Consider the following 8,736-nt stretch of genomic DNA (forward strand, 5'->3'; position numbering starts at 1 on the left):
GCGCCGCGCAGACGTTCGCGCAAAGCGGGTTCCTCGACGAGGAAATCCAGCGCATCAAGCCGCGCGCCGATCTCGGCGAGATCGGTAGAGGGGCCGGCGAGACGCTCGGCCAGGAGCCGTCCGCCGCCGGGGGTGACGGTCATGTCGATCGTGGCGAGCAGCGAGCCGGCGCGCTCACCGGCAAGGGTGCGGGTGAGTTCGAGATTGGCCCGTGTCGCGGCGTCGATGGCGAGGCTCGCGCTCACCGCTTCCCGGCGCGGCGGTTCGAGCGCCGGGCGCGCGGCGATCTGGGTGCGCGCGACATAGGCGAGCGCCGTGCCTGCCGCGATGATCTCGGCACGGGTGAAATCGCCGAACGCGTCCAGCGTGGCGACGCCGTAATGCGTGCACAGCCGGCCCTCGGCGGATGTCGCGTCGAGCCCGTCGCGCGGGAGCGGGCAGAGCGGGATCTGCGTCTCGCGCCAGAAGCCCGTCAGGGCCGGATCCTCGAGAATGCCGTCCGGCAGCACGATCTCGCGCGGATCGAGCCGGGCGATCTCGCCCGGCAGACCGGCAGCGTCGGTTTCCGACACGCTGAAACGCCCCGTCGAGATGTCGACGGCGGCGAGGCCATAGAGCATGTGGTCCTCGCTGGCGCGCCGCCTGCCGATGGCGAGAAGGAGATTGGCGCGCCCGGGTTCGAGCAGGTTCTCCTCGGTGATGGTGCCGGGGGTAACGAGGCGCACGACGTCGCGGCGCACGACCGATTTGTTGCCGCGTTTCTTCGCCTCGGCGGGATCCTCCATCTGCTCGCAGACCGCGACGCGGTGGCCCAGCCCGATCAGGCGCTGGAGATAATCATCGGCGCGCTCGACCGGCACGCCACACATGGGAATATCCTCGCCGCCATGCTTGCCGCGCTTGGTCAGCACGATGCCGAGTGCGCGCGAGGCAATCTCCGCATCCTCGAAGAAGAGCTCGTAGAAATCGCCCATGCGGTAGAACAGCAGCGAATCCGGATTGGCCGCCTTGATCTCGATATATTGCGCCATCATCGGCGTGACGCGCTCGGGCGCGACGCTCGCCACAGGCAGACCTGCGGGCGCCTCCTGCCCCTGCGTCTCATCTTTACGCGTCTTCGTCGCGACCACGCCACCCTCGCCGGAATCCGGAACCGGGCTCTCTTCTAGCAAAGCCCGCACCGCGATGCGATGCGGGCCGGGACTTGTCCACCGCAACTGTGTTGCGGTGGACGGAGGGCGTCGTCGGGCGAGCGTTCAAGCCAGCTCGACCGGCTTTTGAATGAGTTCACCCGTCGGCAGGTGATAAGGGATCCAGTAAGGTCCGCCCTGAGGGAAACGGTCGTCCTGAATGGCCCCATTGTCGACCAGCATGAGATGCGGAATATAGCCAGCTGCAATTCTCGCATTCTGGGCCGAATGATCGTGTGGTTCACGGCGATCATCTTCGAGGTGCGCGTTAAGAGTGCTTGAGGCACGGCCTCTTTCGCTTAAATTCGGTCCATATTGCCCCGAAAATTGGCCCGTGATGATTTGTATTTCTGTGCTCAGTTCGGCTCTGTTGCTCCGACCGGTGAAAGAATGCTCAACAAGATTTGGCTCGGAGGTTTCTCTTCGTGCGGTCTCAATATGAAAGTTTTCAATTTCATGCAGGAGATCATGCTGCTCCGGGAAATCAAAGGCCACCATGTTCAGCGCTCCACTGCCATCGCGCTGAGGAATCGTGATCGGCCCATGCATTGGCGCCGCCGGGTCGAAGCCTGTCATGCGGTTCACGAAATTATGCAGGAAGTGGCCACCGATAATATTGAGGTTTTCCTCGTCCGGGAGGTTCGGATCGGCCAGCACCGGGCGTGCGGCGTTTTCCAATGTTTGCCTTGCGAACGGAGCCAGCGTCGCATGGCCATGAGCTTCCATCTGATGCGCGATATTATCGAGCGCAGCGTTCAGCAGCGCCTCCTGATGTGGGTTGAGGGCGGCGCGCGCTCCCGCTCCCGCCGTCATTGCGGCACCGAACTCGGCGCCGCCTGTGGCCTGGCCTGTCGGATGGTTCGTTGTCGTCGTCTGAGTATTTGTAACCTGCATAACTCACTCCCTTGTATGCATGACTGAATAATCTAAATATACTATAGGTTGTTTTTATATTGAAATAAATTATTACATATGAATTTGTTATATTTAATTTTTAAATTAAATGCATAAAAAGCATTATTCAATCCGTGCACGCGTACCCATCTCCCCGTGCCGGCGCCTGTCGTGACAGCGGGCTGGCTTCGCGCCACCATGGCTCCCGCATACTGGCGACGCGGCGACCAGCCGCCGGCGGGCCTGCAAGCAACGGATGGAGACACACGCATGCGTATCGCGGTCGGGGGATTTCTGCACGAGACCAATACCTTCATCGCCCGTCCCACGGGCTGGGAGGATTTTGCAGAAGGCGGGCCCTGGCCGCGCCCGACCACGGGGGAGGCGATCTTCGATGCGTTCGAGGGGCTCAATCTCGGCCTGTCGCATTTCATTGCCCGCGCCCGTGAGGCCGGCCACGAGATCCTGCCGCTCGCCTGGGCCTGCGCCATGCCGGGCGGGCGGGTCACCGATGAAGCCTTCGAACATATGGCGCGCGCGCTCACCGAGCCGTTGCGGAAGGAGCGCGTCGACGCGGTCTTCCTCGAACTCCACGGCGCCATGGTCACGCAGAGCGCCGATGACGGGGAGGGGGCGTTGCTGGCACGGGTGCGCGAGGTGGTCGGGCCGGATATCCCGATTCTCGTGGCGCTCGACCTGCATGCCAATGTTTCGCCCGAAATGGTCGCACGCGCGGATTTCCTGACCTCCTACCGCACCTATCCGCATAACGACTGGGGTCCCACCGGCGGGCGCTGCGCGCAATGGCTCGACAGGCTGATGCGCTGGCGCGCGGCAGGGCTGCCCAATGCCCGCGCGCTGCGCCAGTCACCCTATCTCATCCCGATCCCCGCCGGCTCGACCTACCTCGACACCTCGCGCGGGCTCTACGAGATTCTGGAGGCGATCGAAGCCGAGACCGGCGTGCATCTGGCTTTGAATATGGGCTTTCCGCCCGCTGATATCCGCGATGTCGGGCCGAGCGTCACCGCCTACGGCCCCGATCAGGCGGCGACGGATGCCGCCGCCGACCGGCTCTTTAACGCGCTTCTCGAGGCGGAGGCGCAATATGCCCGCCATCAGCCGCTCCCCGTAGCCCAGGCCGTCGCCGAAGCCGCGCGGATCGCGGCGGGGACAAGCCGTCCCGTCATCATATCCGATACCCAGGACAATCCCGGCGCGGGTGCGTTCTCGAATACGACGGGGATGATCGCGGAGCTACTGCGCCAGGGCGCGCAGAACGCCGTGGTCGGGATCTTTCATGCGCCGGAAATCGCGAAGCGCGCCCATGAACTTGGCATCGGCGGCGTCATCGAGAGCCTGTCGGGGCCGGGTGCCGGGCCGGGGCAGGAGCCCGTTCCCGGACCCTGGCGGGTCGAAGCGCTCAGCGACGGGCGCTTTCGCGGCACCGCGCCGATGCTGCGCACCCCGATTACCGAGATGGGGCCGACGGCGGTGCTCGCGCAGGGCGGCGTGCGCGTGCTCGTCGTCACGATCCGCCAGCAGCCGATCCACCGCGAGACCTTCAGCCATATCGGCGTCGACCCGGAGGCGGCGGATATCATCGTTTTGAAGAGCTCCGCGCATTTCCGCTCGGGCTTCCAGGAGATCGCCGGGCAGGTGCTGATCGGGCTCGCGCCGGGCACCAACCCGGATGATCCGCAGAGCTTCGCCTTCACGAAAATCCGCCCCGGCCTGCGCCTGCGTCCCGGAAAAGGGTGACGCAGGCTGTTCAGAGCCGGGGTGGTTTTTGCCTCAAGGCATCAGCCGCTCTGGTTCAGGCGCTCCATCGCAACCTCGACGAAATGAAGCTCGCCGGATGGCAGGTGTTGCGGGACCTGGATCGAGCCTTCGCGCGGAGCGGCCGGGTCATCGATGTTGCCGTTACGCGCAAGCAGGTGGTGGCCGATATGGGCCGCCATGATCTCAAGGTTCTGCCCCGCGAACGGATTGTCGACATCCGGGCCGCCGGCAGTCGCCTGCAGGAAGAGCATCTGTGCCTCGCCCTGCAGATGCGGGGCGCCATGGGCTGCCATCTGCTCGGCGATTCCGCGCGCCAGTTCATGCCGCTTCTCCGAGAGTGCGATACGCTGCGCCTCCTGCGCTCCCATTCCGGGCTGTAGCGCGACACCTTCGGGAGCCGCAGCGCCGGGGGCATCCTCCGCAGCGGGAATCTCGGGGAAGGCCACCAGATAGGTGTCGAGCGTACCGTCTTCCCGATGTCGGGGTACGGAGATCGGGCCGGCCAGCGGGGCAGCGGGATCCTCGATGAGACCGGCGCGCACCAGCACATGATGCAGCACATGGCCGCGCAGGATATCGAGATTCTGCGCGAAATCGGCACCGGGATCGGCCAGCAGGGTCTGCGCGCCATCGCGCAGGATCTGCTGCGCGATCCCCGCGAGGTGGCCGCCGCCATGGGCGTGCATGTCGTGCCCGATCTGCCCGATCGCGGCTTCGAGCAACGCCTGATTCTGCGTGTCTTTGGCGGCTACCGCGCCGACATCTGAGGCTTCGGCTGCCCGCGCGCGCGCGAAGGCAACAGCTGCATCGGCGTGGTTGGTCGTCTGAGCCGGCCGGTTGCTTTGTGGCGAGGTATGGACTTGCATGATGATCTCCAGTGCAGAGGTTCGCGAATTGCAATTTTAAATATGATAAATCTCAATTTTATTCAATGATTTCATTTACCATATGAGAATCATAGTTAATTTCTAAAAATGATAATGAAATTTTATTCTCTGCTTTGTTTTCCCCGATATCCGTTGAAACAGGGCTACGGGTTTCGCGACGCCGCACGGCGCTCTCCCGCGCGACCGGGTCTTATCCGGTCGCGACGGCGGCGAGTGCGCCTGTCGCGCACGTCGTTTTCCGATGGTTCACGTGGAAGAGTGGGCGGGGCGTGCGGGGCTGGGCAGCTTGTGCGCTTGCCAGGCTCGGCTCACGCCCGCATATCGTCGCGTCACATGGCGCGTTCGAGCACCAGTTCGCCGCGCGGGCCGTTCAGGGTGAGGCGGTTGCCTTGCGTATCCCATTCGCGCGCGGCGCGCAGGGCTTCGAGGAAGCCGCGCTCGGCGCTCATCACGTCGCGCGCGCATTCGCGGTCAGTCAGGGCAAAGGGCCCGACCGCAATGCCCTGTTCGAGCTGGGGATAGGCGATGGCGGAGTAGTTGTTGCAGCCGCCGAAACCCCGCAGGCGGAAATTCGAGTCGAGGGTCATTGCCGGGTTCTCACCGGGAAAGGCGCGCCCGTTCAGGCTGATCACCGTATAGGAGACGCTGATCGGGAACAGTTTCTCGCGCATCGGCTGCGGCACGAGATTCTCTTCCTGCTGCTCGCTCTGAGCCTGTACGGAGAGCGGCGTCACCGGCAGGGCGAGGCCGGCAATGAGGCACAGGGCCGCGACGCGTAAGGCTTTCATGAATCAGATACTCCCTCAAGCTTTGCGGATGCGATGCAGAGTAGACGATAACGGCTCACACCCGGCTCATGCAATGCACCCGTTTTTACCTCATCGCCATACGCGTGCGGCGTTTTTTTGTTCGCGCAGGATGCCGGGCGCGTATTGCCGGGATTTGCGTATCCCGGTGAGTCCTGCCGTCATGCTTGATGAATGGTCAAGCGCAATCGAGCAAATTACGGCTTTCCTGTGCCAGAACGGGTAAATTCGCCCCGTTTTTCATCTTGTGTCAACGCAGTTTAAGCGCAGCGAAAGTATTCTTGCCGGGTGATTCACCGACAATTTTAGAAGCGTTTTTACGGCTTCCCGGCAATGATCCGTTCATGACGAGGCGCGACGGGACGGGCCTTGCGGGACGATCGGACGAAAGATCCCGATCGCGAGAGAAAAGGGGATGCGTCATGGCCAGATACGATATGGCGAGATACGAGCCGGACACGATTGCACTGGCACGGACCGGGACAGGAGCCAACGACATCATCACGCCGGGGCGCGATGTCGAAGACGGGCGCGCGTTCTATGAACTCGGCTTGATGTATGCCGCCGGGCGCAGCGTTGCGATCGATCTCGTAAGCGCACACAAATGGCTGAATGTCGCCGTGTTCAAGGGCTGCCGTGAAGCAATCGCCCACCGCGCCGAACTCGCCGGGGAAATGTCGCGCGAGGAAATCGCCAGCGCACAGCGTCAGGCCCGCGAATTTCTCATGCTGCATTGAGGTGGCGCGCGATCAACGGCGCTCACCTCGGCTGCGACAGACGCAGCCTGTAGGCGAGAAAGCCGTTTCCTGCCTCACCGATCGGGGTCAGCGACAGACCCGAAGGCTCCCGACCGCGTGCATGCGCGCCGGTTTCGAAGACGACATCGAGCGCGCTGCCATCGGCGCGCGACAAGGGCGCAAAGCGCCAGTTGCGGATCCCGCGCGGTGAAACAGTGCCGCGCGCGCGAACATATTCCGCCACCACCTCGCGCACCATCTGCGTGCTCTCGGCGATGACGGGCGCAGGTATGCCGTCGAAGAAGGTGCCGCCGCCTCCGGCGCGGTAATTGTTCGTCGCGACCAGAAATTCCTGCTCGGGCCGCACGGGCGTACCCTCAAACAGCATCTGCGTGATCCGCTGCGCATGCGGCGCCACGAGGATGCCGTCACGGTCGTGGCGCGCGGGGGCGCCGAGATCGATTGTATAGGTGAGGCCGAAGACCACGTCGAAATGGTAGGATGGAAAGCCGTGACGCAGGAGCTGCTGGTCCGCCGGTCCTTGCGGGTCGATCTGCCGGAAGATGCCGCTTGATCGCTCAAGCCATTCGCGCAGCTGCGCCCCGGTGACCCGCACCACGCTGACCGTATTCGGATAGAGATAGAGATTGGCCAGGTCGCGCAGGCTGAGCGGGCCGGGATTGATGCGGGTGTAATACTGCGCGCCACCCCTCCCGCCAGCCTTGAACGGTGCCGCAGCCGAGAGCAGGGGCAGATCGCGCGCGCGCAGATCGTGGTCGGGAAGTGCATCGATCAGCGCAAGGGCGGCCTCGCGCTGGGCTTCAGCCACGAGCTCCATGGCGGAATTGTCACCAAGAAGCGCGAAATGGGAATCGAGCGCGCCGCGCGTGTGGCCGATCCCCGCGCGCATGGTGGCGAGTGTGCGCGCGTGATCGGGCTCGGTGACGTTCAGGATCATCGCCCGCGCCGGACAATCCGCAGCCGCTCTGGTCTTCCCGTCAGCCAGATCGCGCAGACGCATGATCGCCACCTCGTGCCCGGTCACCCGCCAGACGCCGTCATGACGCGCGAGAGCCAGATCCATCAGGCCGAGCGACGAACCGTATGCGCCCGGCATCATCGCCGGTATTCCGTTGATTGTACCGGCGGCATTGTCGATGCCGGGCAGGGCGTCGAATTCGCGTGATCCGGGAAAGCGCAGATGTTGGTGGCCGGCGATGATCGCATCGATGCCGGGGATGCTGCCGAGATGACCTGCCGCATTCTCCTGGCCCTCGCGATAGCTGCCGCCGACAATGCCCGAATGACAAAGGGCGATGACGAGATCGGCACCCGCGCGCCGCAACGCGGCGGCGGTTTCACCCGCTGCGGCGCGGATATCCGTGACACGCACCCGGCCATGCAGGTGGCTGCGATCCCATTGCATGATTTGTGGCGGCAGCAGGCCCATCAGGCCGATGCGCAATGGCGTTTCCGCGCCGACTGTGTCGCCTCCCGGCAGGATCCGCGTGATGATCGTCGATGGCGGCACGAAAGGCGTGCCGTCGCTGCGCTCCAGATTGGCGCACAGCACCGGGAATCGCGCAGACGACAATGCATGGCCGAGATAATCGAGGCCGTAATTGAACTCATGGTTGCCCAGTGCGGCGACGTCGTAACCCATCGCGTTCATCGCCGCGATGACTGGATTGTTGTCCCGCGCGCCCTCGGCATAAGCCTGCGCGGCGACATCGCCCAGCGGCGCGCCCTGCAGGAAGTCGCCGTTGTCGAGGAGCAGGCTGCAGGGATGCCCGGCCCGCGCTTCGGCAATGAAAGGTGCGAGCGCTGCAAGCCCGACCGATTCATCCGCGCGATCCTCGAAATAATCGTAGGGGCGCACATGCATGTGCAAATCGGAGGTGGCGATGAGGCGCAGGCTCTGCATGGATCCTCTATGGCGCGCTTGCGGCGCTTCTGGCAAGGCTGCGATGCGGTTTACGGCAAAAGACGGTAAAGGCGCCCTCGAGATTTGCCGGCTTATGAGCCCGGCGGCTCGATCTGATCATTTTCGGCCTGTTCCGGCTGCTGTTGCGAATCACCGGGGAGGATGACCCGGTCGAGACAGCCATGCGCGTCGAGGGTGTGGTAGGCGGCGACGTGTTCCGGCACCCCGGCAGCGCAGGCTTCGTCGAACGCAGCAAGGCATGCGTTGACGCGATCCGCCATTGCCGCACGGCGCGCCACCGCCTCACGCCAGCTCTCCAGCCCGACCTTGCGCGCCACCAGCGCCATCAGCCACACTCCGATCCGTGTCTGGTCACCTGCATCACGCGCGTGCAAACGCGTCACCCGCGATCACGATCATGGCCCGGCCAAGCGAACCCGGCAAGCAAGGGAACGCATGGATCGATCGGAGCGCGTAGTCGTAGCGCCATAATATAACTTTAAATTGTTTCGGGTA

7 protein-coding genes and 1 pseudogene are annotated in these 8,736 nt (G+C 63.9%); 2 read left to right on the forward strand and 6 right to left on the reverse strand.

Going from position 1 to position 8,736, the window contains the following annotated elements; all coding sequences use genetic code 11:
• Together VKP01_RS14995 and VKP01_RS15000 are read right to left on the reverse strand one after the other, a co-directional pair.
• Positions 1-1,034 (reverse strand): annotated as a pseudogene (locus VKP01_RS14995) (DNA mismatch repair protein MutS); the annotation flags it as partial.
• A gap of 222 nt (positions 1,035-1,256) precedes the next feature.
• Positions 1,257-2,084: a hypothetical protein gene (locus tag VKP01_RS15000; protein WP_324413681.1), complete on the reverse strand. Its 828-nt coding sequence runs from the start codon at positions 2,082-2,084 to the stop codon at positions 1,257-1,259.
• A 270-nt stretch (positions 2,085-2,354) separates the two neighbouring features.
• Here VKP01_RS15000 and VKP01_RS15005 point away from each other — a divergent pair, with 270 nt between their 5' ends.
• Positions 2,355-3,845 carry a M81 family metallopeptidase gene (locus VKP01_RS15005; RefSeq protein ID WP_324413683.1) on the forward strand — a complete coding sequence of 497 codons (1,491 nt, stop codon included), beginning with the start codon at positions 2,355-2,357 and terminating at the stop codon, positions 3,843-3,845.
• A gap of 41 nt (positions 3,846-3,886) precedes the next feature.
• On the opposite strand, the gene VKP01_RS15010 is transcribed toward VKP01_RS15005, so the two are convergent.
• Entirely contained in the window at positions 3,887-4,732 is an 846-nt protein-coding gene (locus tag VKP01_RS15010) for a hypothetical protein (protein ID WP_324413685.1), read from the reverse strand.
• A 350-nt stretch (positions 4,733-5,082) separates the two neighbouring features.
• Positions 5,083-5,541, reverse strand: coding sequence for an META domain-containing protein (locus VKP01_RS15015; RefSeq protein WP_324413687.1), 459 nt, complete (start codon positions 5,539-5,541; stop codon positions 5,083-5,085).
• A 440-nt stretch (positions 5,542-5,981) separates the two neighbouring features.
• Between VKP01_RS15015 and VKP01_RS15020 the strand changes: the two genes are divergently transcribed.
• Positions 5,982-6,296, forward strand: coding sequence for a hypothetical protein (locus tag VKP01_RS15020; RefSeq protein WP_324413689.1), 315 nt, complete (start codon positions 5,982-5,984; stop codon positions 6,294-6,296).
• A gap of 22 nt (positions 6,297-6,318) precedes the next feature.
• On the opposite strand, the gene VKP01_RS15025 is transcribed toward VKP01_RS15020, so the two are convergent.
• Complete coding sequence (locus VKP01_RS15025) at positions 6,319-8,220, reverse strand: bifunctional 2',3'-cyclic-nucleotide 2'-phosphodiesterase/3'-nucleotidase (protein WP_324413691.1); 1,902 nt, start codon at positions 8,218-8,220, stop codon at positions 6,319-6,321.
• 92 nt (positions 8,221-8,312) lie between these two features.
• Positions 8,313-8,624 carry a hypothetical protein gene (locus tag VKP01_RS15030; protein ID WP_324413693.1) on the reverse strand — a complete coding sequence of 104 codons (312 nt, stop codon included), beginning with the start codon at positions 8,622-8,624 and terminating at the stop codon, positions 8,313-8,315.
• Between the last annotated feature and the right edge of the window lie 112 nt (positions 8,625-8,736).

This window comes from Saliniramus sp. (assembly GCF_035311605.1).
Lineage (GTDB): Bacteria > Pseudomonadota > Alphaproteobacteria > Rhizobiales > Beijerinckiaceae > Saliniramus.